This window comes from Micromonospora orduensis, from assembly GCF_006228125.1.
In the GTDB taxonomy this organism is placed as follows: Bacteria; Actinomycetota; Actinomycetes; order Mycobacteriales; family Micromonosporaceae; genus Micromonospora; species Micromonospora orduensis.
Map to the genome: position 1 here is coordinate 1 of NZ_VDFY01000173.1, position 16,421 is coordinate 16,421.

Annotated in this window: 14 protein-coding genes and 1 pseudogene; 8 read left to right on the forward strand and 7 right to left on the reverse strand. The window is 70.6% G+C overall.

The features are described 5' to 3' along the window. Window positions 1-448, forward strand: a pseudogene (locus tag FHG89_RS18545) (glycosyl hydrolase); the annotation flags it as partial. A 198-nt stretch (window positions 449-646) separates the two neighbouring features. Next, window positions 647-988 (forward strand): DUF6223 family protein, encoded by a 342-nt coding sequence (locus FHG89_RS18550; RefSeq protein ID WP_139585652.1) that lies wholly within the window; start codon window positions 647-649, stop codon window positions 986-988. Between the two features lie 18 nt (window positions 989-1,006). On the opposite strand, the gene FHG89_RS18555 is transcribed toward FHG89_RS18550, so the two are convergent. Both FHG89_RS18555 and FHG89_RS18560 read right to left on the reverse strand, forming a co-directional pair. Continuing rightward, window positions 1,007-1,675 carry a response regulator gene (locus FHG89_RS18555; RefSeq protein WP_139585653.1) on the reverse strand — a complete coding sequence of 223 codons (669 nt, stop codon included), beginning with the start codon at window positions 1,673-1,675 and terminating at the stop codon, window positions 1,007-1,009. Continuing rightward, window positions 1,672-2,814, reverse strand: coding sequence for a sensor histidine kinase (locus tag FHG89_RS18560; RefSeq protein WP_139585654.1), 1,143 nt, complete (start codon window positions 2,812-2,814; stop codon window positions 1,672-1,674). The genes FHG89_RS18555 and FHG89_RS18560 overlap by 4 nt, the downstream gene beginning before the upstream one ends. A 107-nt stretch (window positions 2,815-2,921) precedes the next feature. Here FHG89_RS18560 and FHG89_RS18565 point away from each other — a divergent pair, with 107 nt between their 5' ends. Then, on the forward strand, window positions 2,922-4,415 hold the full coding sequence (locus FHG89_RS18565) for a DUF11 domain-containing protein (protein WP_139585655.1): 1,494 nt from the start codon (window positions 2,922-2,924) through the stop codon (window positions 4,413-4,415). An 82-nt stretch (window positions 4,416-4,497) separates the two neighbouring features. On the opposite strand, the gene FHG89_RS18570 is transcribed toward FHG89_RS18565, so the two are convergent. Together FHG89_RS18570 and FHG89_RS18575 are read right to left on the reverse strand one after the other, a co-directional pair. Continuing rightward, window positions 4,498-5,259, reverse strand: coding sequence for a nucleotidyltransferase domain-containing protein (locus FHG89_RS18570; protein ID WP_139585656.1), 762 nt, complete (start codon window positions 5,257-5,259; stop codon window positions 4,498-4,500). Further along, window positions 5,256-5,930: a nucleotidyltransferase domain-containing protein gene (locus FHG89_RS18575; RefSeq protein ID WP_139585657.1), complete on the reverse strand. Its 675-nt coding sequence runs from the start codon at window positions 5,928-5,930 to the stop codon at window positions 5,256-5,258. Before FHG89_RS18575 ends, FHG89_RS18570 begins: the two co-directional genes overlap by 4 nt. A gap of 174 nt (window positions 5,931-6,104) precedes the next feature. Between FHG89_RS18575 and FHG89_RS18580 the strand changes: the two genes are divergently transcribed. Further along, a complete protein-coding gene (locus tag FHG89_RS18580; protein ID WP_139585658.1) occupies window positions 6,105-6,554 on the forward strand; it encodes an iron chaperone in 450 nt (149 codons plus the stop codon). A 64-nt stretch (window positions 6,555-6,618) separates the two neighbouring features. Here the strand turns inward: FHG89_RS18580 and FHG89_RS18585 are convergent, their stop codons facing one another. Together FHG89_RS18585 and FHG89_RS18590 are read right to left on the reverse strand one after the other, a co-directional pair. Next, complete coding sequence (locus tag FHG89_RS18585) at window positions 6,619-8,193, reverse strand: arabinofuranosidase catalytic domain-containing protein (protein ID WP_208761015.1); 1,575 nt, start codon at window positions 8,191-8,193, stop codon at window positions 6,619-6,621. Window positions 8,194-8,378: 185 nt separating this feature from the next. Continuing rightward, window positions 8,379-10,214, reverse strand: a complete 1,836-nt coding sequence (locus tag FHG89_RS18590; RefSeq protein WP_139585659.1) for an RICIN domain-containing protein — start codon at window positions 10,212-10,214, stop codon at window positions 8,379-8,381. A gap of 299 nt (window positions 10,215-10,513) precedes the next feature. Between FHG89_RS18590 and FHG89_RS18595 the strand changes: the two genes are divergently transcribed. The 4 genes from FHG89_RS18595 to FHG89_RS18610 are packed head-to-tail and all read left to right on the forward strand — an operon-like array spanning window position 10,514 to window position 15,307. Continuing rightward, the gene (locus tag FHG89_RS18595) at window positions 10,514-11,752 is read left to right on the forward strand and encodes a sugar ABC transporter substrate-binding protein (RefSeq protein ID WP_139585660.1); all 1,239 of its coding nucleotides are present in this window, start codon (window positions 10,514-10,516) and stop codon (window positions 11,750-11,752) included. 19 nt (window positions 11,753-11,771) lie between these two features. Beyond that, complete coding sequence (locus FHG89_RS18600) at window positions 11,772-12,743, forward strand: carbohydrate ABC transporter permease (protein WP_139585661.1); 972 nt, start codon at window positions 11,772-11,774, stop codon at window positions 12,741-12,743. Beyond that, window positions 12,740-13,564, forward strand: a complete 825-nt coding sequence (locus FHG89_RS18605) for a carbohydrate ABC transporter permease (RefSeq protein ID WP_139585662.1) — start codon at window positions 12,740-12,742, stop codon at window positions 13,562-13,564. Before FHG89_RS18600 ends, FHG89_RS18605 begins: the two co-directional genes overlap by 4 nt. Window positions 13,565-13,594: 30 nt before the next feature. Beyond that, window positions 13,595-15,307, forward strand: coding sequence for an amylo-alpha-1,6-glucosidase (locus FHG89_RS18610; protein WP_139585663.1), 1,713 nt, complete (start codon window positions 13,595-13,597; stop codon window positions 15,305-15,307). Here the strand turns inward: FHG89_RS18610 and FHG89_RS18615 are convergent. Then, window positions 15,294-16,331: a LacI family DNA-binding transcriptional regulator gene (locus FHG89_RS18615; RefSeq protein ID WP_139585664.1), complete on the reverse strand. Its 1,038-nt coding sequence runs from the start codon at window positions 16,329-16,331 to the stop codon at window positions 15,294-15,296. The two genes, FHG89_RS18610 and FHG89_RS18615, sit on opposite strands and share 14 nt — an antisense overlap. Window positions 16,332-16,421: the final 90 nt, after the last annotated feature.

The window sequence follows — 16,421 nt, forward strand, 5'->3', positions numbered from 1 at the left end:
AGATGTGTATAAGAGCCAGCTGGGCACCGCCGGTAGCGCGGCCACGACCACTGTCGCGGCCGCCAACGGAAACCACGACGGTACGCCGACCAACGCGCAGGTCTTCACGGCGACCGGGCTCAACCTCGCCTACTCGGGCGCGCCTACCGCGTTCGACCTGTTCGTCGATGCCGGCACGGCCGTCGGCAACGGCGTGCAGGTGCGGGTCTCCTACGACCTGACCGGCAACGGCAGCTGGGACCGGACCGAGACGTGGCGGTACTTCGCCACCGACCCGGTCTCCGGCTACGAGCACTACACCCAGGCCGCCGGCCTCGCCTCGGCCACCGGAACGTTTGGCGCGCTGAGCAACGGCACGGTCCGGGTGGAGGTCTGGTCGGCGATCGGCAGCAACCCCAGCACGGTGGGCATCGGCAACCAGTCGGTCCTGCGGCTTCCGTACTCCTGAGCGCTGCTTTGCGCCGCCGCCGGTCGACGTTGGGCCGGCGGCGGCGTTCGCGTGTGCGGGCCGCAACCCGGGTGGTGCGTCGTGTCGCATCCGTACATCCGAGGTGGTACGCCCATCGACAACTCCGGCATGACGACCGGTGACCCTACGGCTCCATACGCTGCCAGGGCATCCGTCCGTGAGCGAAGGGAAACCGCCATGTACGACACTCACCTGCTCGCCGCCGCCAGCGTCACCACGATGAGCGCCGGGCGGCTCGGCGCCTCCGTGGCCGCTGTGCTGGGGCTGATCGGCGTGGTCGTCGGAGGGCTCGCGTTGGCCCGCCCCGCCACCGGTGCCGGCAACGCGCGGCTCCGACCGGCCGTGTCCGTGACGGCCGGGCTGATCGGTGTCGTCCTCGGCGGCATCGTCGTGGCCACCTCCGACAGTGGCATCGGCACCGGCAACGGACGTGGCGGCGCCTATGTCGCTCTGGTGGTCGGCCTGGTCAGCATCGCCCTCGGCGGTTTGGCGCTGGCCCGCTCCCGGCGCGCCGGTTGAGCGGGACCGGCGGCCAGGTCACGGGGGGTCGCGGGTGAGCCATCCGGGAACGGTCAGACCGGACTCGTAGGCGAGGATCACCAACTGGGCCCGGTCCCGGACCCCCGCCTTGGTCATGATCCGGCTGACGTGCGTCTTGGCGGTGGCCGGGCTCAACACCAGTCGCGCCGCGATCTCGTCATTGGACAGGCCGGCCGCGACCAGCGCCATGACCTCGCGTTCCCGGTCGGTGAGCGCGTTCAGCCGTGGGCCCGGGTCCGGGTGCCGGGCCCGGGCGGCGAATTCGGAGATCAGCCGGCGCGTGATCGACGGCGCGATCAGCGCGTCACCACGGGCCACCACCCGCACTCCGTGGATCAGCTCCGCCGGCTCGGTGTCCTTGACCAGGAAACCGCTCGCGCCGGCCCGCAGCGCGCCGTAGACGTAGTCGTCCAGGTCGAACGTGGTCAGGATGATCACCCGGATCTCGGAGTGCGCGGTGATCTCGCGGGTCGCCGCCAGGCCGTCCAGCCCGGGCATACGGATGTCCATCAGGACGACGTCCGGCCGCGACCAGCGGGCGAGACGAACCGCCTCGGCGCCGTCGGCGGCCTCACCGACCACCTCGATGCCGTCCTCACCCTCCAGAATGGACCGGAAGCCGGCACGGACCAGGGTCTGGTCGTCGGCGAGCAGCACCCGGATCACACCGACGCCCCCGCCGGCACATCGCCGGGTCGCAGCGGGAGGCGGGCCCGCACCCGAAAGCCGCCGTCCGGCCCCGGGCGCGCGGTCAGCGAACCGCCGAGCGACCGTGCGCGCTCGCCCATGCCGATGATCCCGTTGCCGGGCGGCCCGGGTGACCCGGTGCCGTCGTCGTCGACCTCGACCAGCACGTCGTCCCCCTCGGGCCGGACCCGGACCACGGCGGCGCTCGCGCTCGCGTGCCGGGCCACGTTGGTGAGCGCTTCCTGGACGATCCGGTACACCGCCAGGTCGACCTCCGGCGGCAACGGCCGGGTCTCGGTCACGTCGACACGGATCGTCAACCCGGACCCTCCGGCCACGCTGACCAGTTCGTCGAGACGGTTCAGGCCGGGTGCCGCGGTGGGTGTCTCGCTCTCCTGCCGCAGGACGTCCAACGTCGCGCGCAACTCGCGCAGCGTCTCTTTGCTCGTCTGCTTGATCGCGGTGAGGGCCTGCACGGACCGGGTGGGATCCGGACGGTGCAGCGCGGCGCTGGCCTGCACGTTGATCAGCGAGAGGTGGTGTCCGAGCGCGTCGTGCAGTTCACGCGCGATGCGCAACCGTTCCTCGGTGGCCCGCCGACGGGCCTCCTCCCGCATGCTCTGCTCCGCTTCGAGCACCCGGGCCTGCGCCTCCGCGACGTACGCCCGGCGGTTGCGTGTCACGCCGACGATGACCGCGACGAGCCAGCCGGCGTGCAGCAGCGTCGCACCGTTGGAGTCGGGCCCGACACGGTTGCCGCCGTCCGCGACGGCGAAGGCGACCACCGAGGCGAACCCGAGCCCGATCGCCACCGCGAGGTGACCCTCGTCGACGACCGTGTAGAGCGCCACGACGAAGACCAGCATGATCGGCCCCGGCCGGTGCAGCAACGCCCCGTACGCGCCGACGGCCGCCAGCGCCAGCACGCCCACCCACACCGGATGGCGGCGGCGCACATACAGCGCGCCGGAGGACGCCAGCACGACAAGCAGGGCCACCCAGTCGGCGGTGGTGTCGACGCCCTCGGACTGCACCACGAGGCCGACGAGCGCGACCAGGCCGACCACGAACACCACGGACACGTTCGCCGCCCGGCCCTGCCATGGCCAGCTGGACATGGGCCGAAGCCTACGTCCAGGAAGGACGGCCCGTCGTCCCGACGCCCCCCGCGGACGGATCACAGCGGCTACCATCTCCCCCGTTCAGCTACGGGGGAGGAACATCAGTGAATCGTTCACGTCTGCTGCGGGTCGCCGCATGGCTCGGCGCCTGCGCCGTCGGCGTGCTCGGCGCCAACGCCGTCGCGCCGCCGTCCGCTGTCGCGTTGCCCAAGGGCACGCAGCTCAACCTCGACCACACCGCGCTGGTGCCTAATTCCTTCGGCAAGACCCAGTCCGTCTACCTGTACAACTACGACACCGACTTCGCGCTCCACGACGTGACTGTCACCATCGACACCGCGAAGCTCGCCGGTGTCGCCACGGCCACGCTCACGTTCGACGGCGCCGGCCCGTGCAAGCAGTCGGGCACCACGATCACCTGCACGTTCGACACGCTCGCCTCGGAGAACCTGTTCGCGGGCATCACCACGCTCACCTTCCGGCCGCTGGCCGCGGCGAAGGTCGGCGACGAGGGTGAGGTGAGCGTGAAGGTGGCCAGCCGGGACCAGACGTACACCAGGACGTCGACGGTGACCGTCAGCGAGAAGGTCGCCCTGGAGGTCGGGCCGATCATCAGCAAGAAGGCCGGGCCGGGTGACGTCTTCACCAACCCGCTCACGGTGCGCAACGCCGGGGACAACGCGATCACAGGCGTTGACATGTTCTTCTACTACGAGGCCATGTTCACCGTGCCGAAGCGCTACGACAACTGCGAGTACGGCAGCTTCGCCGCGTACTGCCACTTCGACGCGACACTGGCCCCCGGCCAGGAGTACCGGCTGTCCGAGGATCTGCCGTTGCAGCTTCGGCCGCAGGTGCCGGCGCCGGGTGTCGCCGGGGCCGGGTTCACCTGGTCGACTCCGGTCGACGGGCGGGACAACCTCGACATGGTCCGGGCCACCAAGCCGACCCATGGCACCCAGGGCACCCTCGGCCTGGTCCGCACGTCCGACGGTCTGCGCGCACAGGGCGCCCAGACCGAGGATTCGGTCTTCCTGGACTCGCAGCACGTGATCCTCACGGTCGAGGGCACCAACCGCTCCGACGTGAGCGCCGTCGGTGGGCAGGTCCGGGCCGGCGTCGGCGCCACGGTCACCGCGAAGGTGGGCGTCAAGAACCTCGGCCCCGCGTACGCCTCCGGGATCAGCGAGCCCGCCGCCACCGTGACCGTCGCCCCGCCGAAGGGCACCACCGTCACGACGGTGCCGGACGGCTGCGCGAAGGCGGACGCCGGCTACGTCTGCCGGACGGCCGTCCACCCGCTCGACGTGGGCGAGGCGGTCACCTGGGACTTCGGGCTACGGGTCGACACCGCCGGGGAGCTGACCGGGACCGTCACGGCGAAGTCCTCGACCCCGGACGTGACGTCCGACAACGACGTCGCCGCGCTTGTCGTCAACCCCGCCGGCGGCGTCGGTGGCGGAGACGCGGGCGACGGCCCATCGCTGCCGATCACCGGCCAGTCGGGCCTGGCGCTGGGCGGCGGGGTCGCCCTGCTGGCCGCGGGCGCCGTCCTGTTCCTGACGGGGCGCCGCCGCCGTACCCGCTTCGTCTCCTGACCCGGCGACGCCGCCGGTAGAACAACCCCACAAGCCCTGGTCGGACACGTTCCGACCAGGGCTTGTGCGTATCCGGCGGACGCTAGTCCGGCGGTATGCCGCCCAGTCGGGTACGGACGACCAGGTCGTGCAGCGCGGTCACTGCCGTCGGGTCGGCGTGGCCGGGCAGCGTCGAGGCGTCCCGGGCCGCCTCCAACTCGACGCGGAGCCGGGGTACGTCGACGGCGAGTCGCTGCGCGGCGCCCTCGGGTAGCGGCCCGTGCTCGGCCTCCCGCTTGGCGGCGATCAGGTCCGACACGTACGCCAGGCGGGTCCCGAGCACGCCGAGGTCCGTCTCCAGGCGGCCGGTGCGCATCAGGTGGATTCCGGTGAGCAGGACCCGCAGTGTGTACAGCGCGGGCTTGAGCTGCCCGGTCCTGGTGTACAGCTTCATCTGCCCGGCCGCGAACCCGAGGTAGTGATGCGCGTGGTGACGGGTGATCAGGCGCGGGGCCAGGGACGTGAGTTCGGCGTGCACCTGCGTGGTCACGACCACCAGCGGGGACAGCACCTGCTCCAGGACGTACCCGTTGCGACTGTTCAGCAGGGTGGCGAACTTCAGCAGGTCGTGACTGACCACGTCCAGTTCCACGGCGTCACGTACGCCTGTGTGCTGCAACGTCTGCGGCCCGGTGCGCAGGCCGACGACCTCCTCGGGCGCCAGCAGGTGCGCTGCCCGCAGGTCCAGATCGGAGTCGACGGATGCGAACCCGTACAGGTGCGCCCCGCTGACCGTGGCGAACAGCAGAGGGCGGGGCAGCGCGTGGGCGGCCTGCGCGGCCCACGACGGCACGTCGAGGGTCACCGTAGATTCCTCTCCCGTACGACGGTGAGCATCCGATCCACGGCGTCCCGGTCGGGTTGTTCCGGCAGGACGCTGTCGGCGGCCGCTTCGGACAGCTCGGCGAGCAGGTCGGCGGCCCACGCGGTGACCGCCGGCCAGGGCAGTTCACCCCGCCGTACCGCCAGCAGCCTGTCGCGCAGGTGTCGCACGTCGACAAGGATCTCCCAGGTGCGCAGCGCGTGCGCTCCGGCGACCAGCAGCCGGAGCATGTGCATGGCCTGTTTGTGATTGGTCTCCCCGGTGCGCTCCCGGCGTGCGGTCACCCGGTCGAGCTGATCCCGGGCGTACCTGCCGTACGTCTGGGCGAGCCTCCGCGACAGGAACGCCTGCCGCTGCGCGAGCAGCTGTCGTCCGTCCGCGCCGACGGACTCGATGAGCGGAGACCAGAGCACCTCCAGGACTGTCGGGTTGCCCTGCAACGCCAGCACGCAGAAGCGTTCGATCTCCCAGGAGAACTGCTCCGTCGCTGGCCCGTCCAGGTGGGTGGGCGGCTTGTCCAGGTGCCAGAACGCCCGGGTGGGTGCGACGTACACGCCGCGCCGGTCGACGTCGGATTCCGGGCCGTCCAGCCCGTACGCCCGCGAACCGACCACCACGGAGAGGACTGTGTGCCGCTCCACAAGATCCATCACGTCCGGTGACACTACGCACCGACGGACCGTCTCGCGTGAGCATTTCTCCGGATCTGATCGGCGCCGCACCCGTCATCGATCAGGAATCAAGAAGCGTCCGCCGGTCGCCGGGCCTAGCCTTTTCCCAGGTAGACGGCAGCACGCCGAGCCTCACCAGAGAGAGGGAGCCCGCGAATGTCCGCGAAGACGTCCACGACCGGATCCGACGGCTTCACCGCGGAGGAACGCGCCGCGATGAAGGAGCGCGCCGCCGAGCTGCGTGCCGAGGGCCGCAAGGGCGCCAAGCGGGCCGACGGCCTCCAGGCGGTCCTCGACCGGATCGCGCAGATGGAGCCGGAGGATCGCGCGCTCGCCGAGCGTGTGCACGTGACGGTGACCGCGACCGCCCCGGACCTGGCGCCGAAGACCTGGTACGGGATGCCCGCCTACGCGAACGAGGACGGCAAGATCGTCGTCTTCTTCCAGGACTCCGCCAAGTTCAACTACCGGTACTCGACCCTGGGTTTCCAGGACACGGCCAACCTCGACGACGGTGACCTGTGGCCGGTGGCGTACGCGCTGCGCGCGTGGAGCCCCGAGGTGGAGAAGCGGGTCGTCGAGCTGGTGAAGGCGGCGGTCTCCTGACCAGCCGCGCGGGTGCGCCGGCCACCATCAGGCGGTGACCGGCGCACGGGCGCTGCCGTGGAGGTCAGCGGTAGCCGGCGGTGACCACGTTGGCCTGCACCGCGTTCTCGGTGGCGTCGCTGGGGTAGCCGGCGACCATCGCCCCCTCGTAGAAGGTGCCGGCGCTGAGGTTCGCGCCACCGTCGGGCTTGCAGCAGTCCCCGCCACTGCCCAGGATGATCGCGCCCTGCTTCTTCATCGGGCTGTATCCCGGCGGGAGCGAGCCGTCGTACAGCGTGTAGAGGCTGCCGGACTGGGCGTCGCTGCCCTTGATGGCGAAGCGGGTCGTGCCGTTGTTCTTCAGCGTCGCGGTGACGAACTTGCTGGTGAACGCCCGCTGGTTCGGGTTCCAGGAGCTGCTACCGCCGGGGAACAGGCCCCATTCGAGGTCGGCCTGCACCCAGGGCCCGCTGCCGGAGCAGCCGCCGAACCAGCACTGCTTGCTGAAGTTGATGGCGTCCATCGCCCCGGCGGCGTCGGCCTTCCTGGTCGTCTCGCTGTTGCCGTAGTCGAAGCAGCAGCCGCTGTTGACGTGGGTGCCGCTGGTCACCATGTACATGCCCTCGGGAGCCGCGCCGGTCGGCACCCCGGTCAGGTGTCCGTCGCGCCAGTAGCTGTTGCCGGGGTTGATGTAGAGCGAGTACGCCTTCGCGCCGCCCACCGTGAGGGACTCCGAGGTGGCGACCGCCGGCCGGCTCTGCGGTGAGCCGGGGACCACGCTCGATCCCTGGTACCAGAGGTCGTTCCCGCGCCCGGACTGGTCGAAGACGACGGTTATCACGCAGGTGGTACCGGCGCAGAACGAGTCCTGCGTCGCCGCGTTGGCGGTGCCGCCCGTACCCGTGAGCCCGATGTTGCGGGTCGTGTTGTCCGACGAGCGTCGGACCTGGTAGAGGTTGCCGGCGTACGCCTCGAAGAGCGCCCGCGTGGTGCTGTGCGCCGCGATGCACGGGGTGCCGCCGGAGGCGTAGATGTCGCACGGGCGTGCGCCGGTCGGCGGGTTGGTCGGCGGCGGGGTGGTGGTCGGCGAGGCCCACTGCTGGTTGGCGCCGCCGTTGCAGGCCCAGAGGATGACTTTGGTGCCGTTCGCGGTGGCGGCGCCGTTGGCGTCGAGGCAGAGCCCGGACTGCACGCCAGTGATGGTGCCGTTGCTGTTGACGTTCCACTGCTGGTTGGTCTGGCCGTTGCAGTCCCAGATGATCGCCTGCGTGCCGTTGGTGGTGCCTCGGCCCGAGGCGTCCAGGCACTTGTTGCCGTACACCGTGAGCTGCCTGCTCGACGTCCAGGTCCAGGTCTGGCCGGCAGCGCCGTTGCAGTCCCAGAGTTGCGTCTGGGTGCCGTTGGTGGTGCTGGAGTTGGGCACTTCGAGGCAGCGGCCGGACGCCGTACCGATGATCGGGGTGCTGCGCCCCGGCTCGATGGCGGCCGCCATCGGCGCGGCGGCCGCCTCGGCGGTCCGCGCCGGGGCACCGGGGGTGGCGCCGATGCCGACGAGGACGCCGACCAGGGCGCCCGCCAGAGCGGTCAGGCGTCGGGCGCGTTGGCGCCTCGGGATGGGTTCGCGGGCCTTTCCTGGCCCACGGGGGGACGGGGTTCGCACGAGGTTGCTCCTCGGGGTCGTGGAAGCGCGGGGGGCTTGTCGACGCGCCACGGGCGGTGGTGGGGACGACGAAGAGATTCGCGGCGATCGTATGTTCACGCTCACATTGAAGTCAACGAATGGCTGGGGGGTGCCGGCGCTGGCCGCGTGCGGACTGCCAGCGCCGACACCTCTCCTGCTGGGGGCTATCGGCCCAGAATCCGCCACGTCTGGTTCAACGGGCTGCCCTGGCCGACCGGGTTGCAGGTCCACTGGTGCACCGCCGCCCCCGCCGCAGTGGAGATCGTGCTGACGTCGACGCACTTGCCGCTGTGCCGGGCCACGAGTTGGTAGTCGTGCGAGTCGTTGCCCGCGTAGGTCACCTTGCGGAGGCTGAACTGCTGGTTGAGGCCGTTCAGGCAGGTCCACTGGTGCACGGCCGCGCCGTCCGCGGTGGATACGCCGCTGACGTCGAGGCACTTGCCGCTCTGCTGGTTGACCAGCGTGTACGTGTTGGCCACACCCGCGACCGGGCGGAAGTTCCAGAGCTGCTGGTCACCGCCGTCGCAGTGGTTCTGCTGTTGGACGGTGCCGTCGGTGGTGCTCGAACCGGCGTTGTTCAAACACTGCTGGGAGTGCTGGGCCACGGCCACCGACTGGAAGCCGCCGTCGGAGGGCGGCAGCAGGGTGACCGTGTACGTGTCGCTCTGGTTGGTGTACGGCACGGTCACTGTGGCGTTGTTGTTGGACAGGGTGACCACGTTGTTCGAGACCGTCACGGGGCCCTGCACGGCGCCGCCGCCGTTGTGCGGGATCCGCTGCGTGAGCACCCGCACCTGGTTGTTCTGCACGACGCCGCTGGTCGTGTCGAGGCGTTGCAGGTTGACGGTCAGGTTCCCGGTGGTACGCCCACCGCCGATGAGCACCTTCGCCACGCCTGTCGCCTTGGTGGCGAACGCGTCGTACGACTGGCTGGGGGTCACCGCGACGATCTGCCCGGCCTGTGAGGCGTAGTAGCGGTAGGCCCACCACTCCCCCTTGGGCTGGTGCTGGCCAGCCGAGTTGCGGACCAGCAGGTTGCCCAGGTCGTTGTGCAGGCTGCCGCCGCTGGCCCAGTTCGCCCGCAGGCCGTCCGCGCGGGCACGCTCCAGCCGTGCGATGTACCAGGCACCGTCGGCGGGATTCTGTTCGTCAGGGGCACCGTACTCGTTGATCTGATACGGCCGGGGGTGGGCGATGCCGCGCGGGTCGAGGGTGGCGTTGGCGGCGGCGACGTTGGCGACCGGGTCACCGGGCAGCGAGTGCCAGCTGATGATGTCCGGCACGGTGTTTGTCGAGCGGACGAAGTCCAGGTACTGGTTCCAGAAGGCGTGTGTGGTCGACGGTACGCAGGCGCAGCTCGGCCCGACGATGAGCTGGTTGGGGAACTCGGCCCGGATGCGCTGGTAGGTGCGGCGCCACAGTTCGAGGTACTGGGAGATCGGGCGGTTCCAGAAGATGGTGATGTTGGGTTCGTTCCAGATGTCCCACTGCACGGACAGCCCGGACGCCCGGACGTCGTTGATGAGCCGGGTCAGGAAGGCGTCGTAGTCGGTCCAGTTGCCGTTGTCGCCGGGGAAGCGGGAGATCCCGGCGCCGTCGGCACCCCACAGGTCGTGCGGCAGGATGATGAACTGACCGCCCAGGGCGACGGTCCGGCGTGCCTGGGCGACTGTGGAGTTCCACCGGCGGTCGTAGGTGCCGCCGACCCAGCCGCTGCCCGGCAGTTGCGCGCCACCGGCGCGCATGTACTGGAACTTGACGTCCCGGTAGAAGTGGTCGGCGGGGCCGCTGGCGTTCTCGGTCATTCCGTAGATCCAGCCGGACGCGCGGTAGGTCGGTGTGCCGCTGGTCGTGGAGAAGTTGACGCTTATCGACTCGTCGGCGGCCCGCGCGCCAGGCGCGGCGACGGTCACGGAGGTGGTGGCGGCGAGCAGGCCGACCACGAGTCGGGCGACGAGCGCGCGGGCTCGTCCTGGCCTGCCGTGGGACGGGGTTTTCACGGGCGGCTCCTTGGTGGGGCGTGGGGGACGCACTCCGGAGGCGGCGCTTGCGAATCGATTCGCAGGGATCGTAGAACCGGACACTGAACGATGTCAATGAAGTGACGACCGGGTGACGAGGGTGTTTCCCGGCGTCCCGTCCTCGCGGCCGATCACCCCCTTGACCACCGAGCGAGGGCAGTCCTATCTTCGTGCGAACCGATTCGTCGAATCGATTCGCCTCAGGTCGGACCACGTCCGGCGCGCGACGGTCACCACCCGCACACCCATCTGACGATCGACTTGAAGTGAGGCAGCAGATGACCGGACTCAGTCGTCGACGGCGCCTGGCCGCCGTCGCCGTGACAGCACTCTGCGCGCTGGCGGGAGCCGGCTGCTCGTCGACCACCGACGGCCCCTCCGACGGCGGCGCCTACCTCGTCTGGGACCCGTACCCGCAGTTCGCCGACGACTCCGAGTGGGTGGCGCTGCTCAAGAAGTGCGGCACCTCGGCGGGCGTGACGGTCGAGCGGACCGGCTACGACACCACCGACCTGACCAACAAGGCACTGCTCGCCGCCCAGCAGGGAAACTCGCCGGACGTGCTGATCGTGGACAACCCGGTCATCTCCACACTGGCCGAGGCCGGCGCGCTCACCACCACCGAGGAGAACAAGCTCGACGTCTCCAGCATGGAGGCGAACCTGCTCGGCGCCGGCCAGCGCGACGGCAGGACGTACGGGGTGCCGATCGGCGCCAACACCCTCGCCCTCTACTACAACAAGGACCTGCTGACCGCCGCCGGCGTCGACCCGGCCTCGGTCAAGGACTGGACGTCACTGACCGCGGCGTTGACGAAGGTCAAGGCCAAGGGCAAGAAGGGCATCACCTTCTCGGCGATCGGCACCGAGGAGGGCAGCTTCCAGTTCCTGCCCTGGTTCTGGGGGTCCGGTGCGCAGCTGACCGCCCTGGACTCACCGCAGGCCGTGTCCGCGTTGACGCTCTGGACCGACTGGCTCAAGCAGGGCCATTCGCCGAACTCGGTCATCAACAACACCCAGACCACGAGCTGGCAGGAGTTCGCCACCGGCGACTACGCGTTCGCCGAGAACGGCACCTGGCAACTGGCCAACGCGGAGAAGCTCGGCTTCGCGTACGGCACCATCGCGATCCCGGCCAGCGCTGGCGGCCCGGCGCCGGCGCCGACCGGTGGCGAGTTCGTCTCCATCCCGGTGCAGAACAAGACCGACAGGTACGCGGCGTCGCAGAAGCTCGTGGCCTGCCTGACCAGCGCCGACAACCTGCTCACCACCGACACCACACTCTCCTACGTGGCACCCGTCGCCGCCGTGCAGGAGCGTCAGGCGGCCGCCGACCCGAAGCTCAAGGTCTGGGTCGAGGCGGTCCGGGCGGCCAAGGGGCGGACCGGTGACAACCTCGGCACGAAGTACCCGAAGATCTCCGAGCCCCTGTGGACCGCCGTGCAGGCGGCCCTCAGTGGCGCGAAGTCGCCGCGGGAGGCGCTGACCGCCGCGCAGGCCGCGGCCACGGCCAGGTAAAGCGCGCCGAACCGACACGATGACCTCCACGACACGGAAGTCCACCGCCACGCGAGGCCGGGGTGGGGCGGCGAACACCGCCCCACCCCGGCCCGGCGCGTCCCGCGTCCGCCGGTCGCACCGACGGTGGGCCTGGGGCTTCCTGGCGCCGGTGACCCTCTACCTGCTGGCCTTCTACGCCTACCCGCTCTACCGCAACGTCGAGCTGAGCCTGCGCGAGTACACCGTCCGCTCGTTCGTGCAGGGCGGCGCGCCCTTCGCCGGCCTGGACAACTACCGCACCGTCCTGACCGACCCGGCATTCTGGCCGACGTTGACGCACACAGTGGTCTTCACCGCCGCGTCGCTCGCCTTCCAGTTCAGCATCGGCATGGCACTGGCGCTCTTCTTCCGCCAGCACTTCCCGCTGTCGGGCACCCTGCGCGCGCTGATCCTCGTCCCCTGGCTGCTGCCGCTGATCGTCTCGGCGTCGACCTGGTCCTGGCTGCTCAACAGCGACTCGGGGCTGGTCAACGCGGCACTGGGCGTCGTCGGGGTCGACCAGGTCAACTGGCTCACCTCGCCGGGCTGGTCGCTCACCTCGGTGATCATCGCGAACATCTGGATCGGCATCCCGTTCAACCTGGTGGTGCTCTACAGCGGCCTCCAGGCGATCCCGACCGAGGTGTACGAGGCGTCGGCGCTCGACGGAGCGACGGGCTGGCAACGGTTCTGGTCCATCACCTTCCCGTTGCTACGTCCCGTCTCCGCGATCACGCTGCTGCTCGGCCTGATCTACACGCTGAAGGTCTTCGACATCATCTGGATCATGACCCGGGGCGGCCCGACCGACTCCTCCGCCACGCTCGCCACCTGGTCGTACCGACTCGGCTTCGGCAACCTGCTGCCCGAGTTCGGCCCGGGCGCGGCCGTCGGCAACCTGCTCATCGTGATGGCCCTGATCGCCGGGCTCGTCTACATCCGGATCCAGCGGAGGCAGAACCTGCGATGACCACCTCCACACCCCGGGTCTGGTGGAAGACCGCCGTCGGCCTGGTGCTGACCGGGCTGATGCTCTTCCCCGTCTACTGGATGATCAACGTGTCGTTCACCCGGGACCAGGACATGCGGGCCAGTCCCCCGCACCTGTTCCCGACCAACGGCACGCTGGACGGCTACCGGGCCGTACTCGACCAGCAGTTGCCGTACCTCGGCACCAGCTTCCTGGTCGGCCTCGGCACGGTGGCGCTGACCGTGGCCCTGGCCGCCCCCGCCGGATACGCGCTGGCGAAGCTGCGGCCACCCGGCGGCCCGGCGCTGAGCTTCGTCCTGCTGATCGCGCAGATGATCCCGGGGATCATCATGGCGATGGGCTTCTACGCCGTCTATCTCACCCTCGGCGTCCTCAACACGCTGCCCGGCCTGATCCTGGCCGACTCGACACTGGCCGTGCCGTTCGCGGTGCTGATCTTCACGGCCTTCATGTCCGGAATTCCCGACGAACTGCTCCAGGCCGCCGTGGTCGACGGCGCCGGCCGGCTACGTACGTTCTGGTCCGTCGTGCTGCCGGTCAGCCGTAACTCGGTCGTCACGGTGTCCCTGTTCGCGTTCCTGTGGTCCTGGTCGGACTTCATCTTCGCGTCGACCCTGGCCGGCGGCGGCGACCACCAGCCGATCACCATCGGCATCTACCACTACATCGGCAACAACAACCAGCAGTGGAACGCCATCATGGCCACCGCTGTCGTCGCCTCCGTCCCGGCCGCCGTGCTGCTGGTCCTGGCCCAGCGGTACGTCTCGACGGGCGTCACCGCCGGCGCAGTGAAGGACTGACCACCCGCACCAGAAAGGCAACCGCCACCCATGACCGTCGCCCCGTCCGGTCCGGAGTTCTCCATCCAGGACATCCCGTTCAGCTACCGCGGCTCCTGGCTCAACATCTCCCCGGTGGTAGCCGAGAAGACGTACGCCGACGACCTGCACCTGGTCTCCCACCAGACCGGCCTGCACCCCGTCCTGCGTCTCGCCCCCGAGGTCCCCGGCGCCACGGTCGTCGCCACGCCCGCGCTGCTGTCCTGGCGGGCCGGGCCCGGCCGGATCGACGCCGTCTACGACGGGCCGGACACCCTGCGGATCCGGGGCCGGCGACTCGGGCTGCGGGTGACGGCGGCCGCGAGCACCCTCACCCCGTTCAGCGGCACCTACCTCTACCTCGACCCGGTCGACGGCGCGCACGTGTTCACCTCCTACGAGACCGGGCGCCGCTACCGGATCACGGTGCTCGCCGGCGCTCTGCGTCGGGCCGGGGGCGTGGAGGCGCTCGGCACCGCGGACCGGTTCCTGGACCTGGCCGGCGACCAGCCGTGGGAGATCGCGATCGAGGAGTACGCGACCGCCCGCCGGCCGTACACCGCGTCCGCCACCTTCGACAGGCTGTGCCACGACCGTGGCGGCGAGTTCGGCGCGTTCGTCGACGCGGTCGCGCCGTGGCGCGGTCCGGACACCCCGTCCGCCGAGTTGGCCGCGTACGTGCTGTGGTCGGCGACCGTGGGCCCGGCGGGCTTCGTCACCCGGCCGGCCGTCCTGATGTCGAAGCACTGGATGGACAAGGTGTGGAGCTGGGACCACTGCTTCAACGCGATCGCCCTGGCCGCCGGCGATCCGGAGTTGGCCTGGCACCAGTTCCACCTGCCCTTCGACCACCAGGACGAGGCCGGCGCCCTGCCCGACTCGGTCACCCACTCGGAGGTCCTGCACAACTACGTCAAACCCCCCATCCACGGCTGGGCGCTTCGCCACCTGCGCCGGCGCCTCCCCCAGCCGCCGGACCGGGCGGCGCTCGCGCAGACGTACGACCGGCTGTCCCGCTGGACCGGGTTCTGGCTCGACGCGCGCCGGGCCCCCGGGCACGACCTGCCGCACTATCAGCACGGCAACGACAGCGGCTGGGACAACGCCACCACCTTCGACGGCGACCGGGGCCTGGAGACGGCGGACCTCGCCGCGTTCCTGGTCTCGCAGCTGACGTGCCTGGCCGACCTCGCCACCGAGTTGGGTGAGCCCGCCGCGCGGTGGTCCCGGGAGGCCGACCGGATCCGTACGGCCATGCTGCGGGACCTGTGGGACGGCGAACGCTTCACCGCCCGCAGCCCGCACACCGGCCGACGCAGGACGAGCCGCAGCCTGCTCGACCTGATGCCCGTGGCGCTCGGCGCCGACCTGCCCACCCGGGTCTCCGACGCGCTGGCCCGGAGCATCGGTGCGCACCTGACCACGCACGGGCTCGCCACCGAACCGACCGACTCGGCGCACTACGTCGCCGACGGCTACTGGCGGGGGCCGATCTGGGCGCCCTCGACGGTGCTGGTCGAGGACGGCCTGCGGCGGGCCGGGCACACCGGGATCGCCGACGACATCAGTCGCCGGTTCCTCGCCCTGTGTGAGAAGTCCGGCTTCGCGGAGAACTTCGACGCCGAGACCGGGGCCGGGCTGCGGGACCGCGCGTACACCTGGACGGCCAGCAGCTACCTCATCCTTGCCGCCGCCCAGGAGGAGCGGCGGGTCAGTGGCGGGTAGCCGGCCCGGCTCGGCGGGCCCGGACCGGGCCGGTGCTGGACCGCAACGAGACGGGCGGGCTGTACAGGCGGTGGCGTGGCACCGCCTGGGGCGCGGCGATGATCTCCAGCAGCAGCGCCACCGCCTCCGCGCCCATCTCGCGCATCGGCACGTCGGCGGCCGTCAACGGCGGCCGGAAATCCTCTGCCCAGTGCTGCGCGGCCACCCCCGTGACGGAGAAGTCCGCCGGCACGGACAACCCGGCGCCGGTCAGCGCGCGCTGCATGCCGGGCAGCGCCGCCTCGTTGATGGTGGCCACCGCCGTGACCTCCGGATGCGTCGCGAGCAGCTGCTCCACGCACATCTCCCCGGCGGCGGTGTCATCGCCGCAGCAGACGTCGACGCCGGTCAGGCCGCGCTCCGAGACCGCCGCCCGGAAACCGGCAAGCGCCCGGTGGCTGGGGCCGTAGCCGGCTGCCACCAACTCGGCGGAACGGTTGACCAGGGCCACGTGCCGGTGCCCGAGGTCGGCCAGGTGGTGCACACACCGGGAGATGAGACCGGCGTAGTCGATGTCGATCCAACTCATCCCGTGCGGGTCGGCGGTGCGACCGATCGTGACGAACGGCAGACCCGTGCGGGCCAGCCGCGTCACCCGGTCGTCCTCCAACCGGATCTCCATGAGGACCACACCGTCCACGCGCCGCCCGGTGACGATCCGCTCGAACGACCGGTCGTGGTCACCGCCGGACGGGGACAGCAGCACGTCGAGGTCGTGGCGGGCGGCCGCCTCGACGACGCTGGCGACGAAGCCCAACTGCATGTCGGTCAACCGCTGGCTCGCCGGCGGGATCACCAGCCCGAGGGTGCGGGTACGCCCCTCCTTCAGGGCCCGGGCGCTGGCGTTCGGGCGGTAGTCCAGCTCGTCGATGACCGCCTGGATCCGTTGCCGGGTCGCCTCGGACACCGCCCGCTTCCCGCTCAACACGTAGGAGACGGTGCTGCGGGACACTCCCGCCCGGCGGGCGATCTCCCCGATGTTCATCAATCGTCCTCGAATCGATTCTTGCCCCGACACGGGGACGCGCCATGCCACGCCCCACGAGCATAACCACCTAGCCATTGGCATAGATGA

Bases quoted from the DNA above. Each gene is read 5' to 3' on its own strand.
- FHG89_RS18600 (WP_139585661.1), top strand. From the start codon at position 11,772: ATGACCTCCACGACACGGAAGTCCACCGCCACGCGAGGCCGGGGTGGG.
- FHG89_RS18615 (WP_139585664.1), bottom strand. From the start codon at position 16,331: ATGAACATCGGGGAGATCGCCCGCCGGGCGGGAGTGTCCCGCAGCACC.
- FHG89_RS18550 (WP_139585652.1), top strand. From the start codon at position 647: ATGTACGACACTCACCTGCTCGCCGCCGCCAGCGTCACCACGATGAGC.
- FHG89_RS18595 (WP_139585660.1), top strand. From the start codon at position 10,514: ATGACCGGACTCAGTCGTCGACGGCGCCTGGCCGCCGTCGCCGTGACA.
- FHG89_RS18605 (WP_139585662.1), top strand. From the start codon at position 12,740: ATGACCACCTCCACACCCCGGGTCTGGTGGAAGACCGCCGTCGGCCTG.
- FHG89_RS18610 (WP_139585663.1), top strand. From the start codon at position 13,595: ATGACCGTCGCCCCGTCCGGTCCGGAGTTCTCCATCCAGGACATCCCG.
- FHG89_RS18560 (WP_139585654.1), bottom strand. From the start codon at position 2,814: ATGTCCAGCTGGCCATGGCAGGGCCGGGCGGCGAACGTGTCCGTGGTG.
- FHG89_RS18580 (WP_139585658.1), top strand. From the start codon at position 6,105: ATGTCCGCGAAGACGTCCACGACCGGATCCGACGGCTTCACCGCGGAG.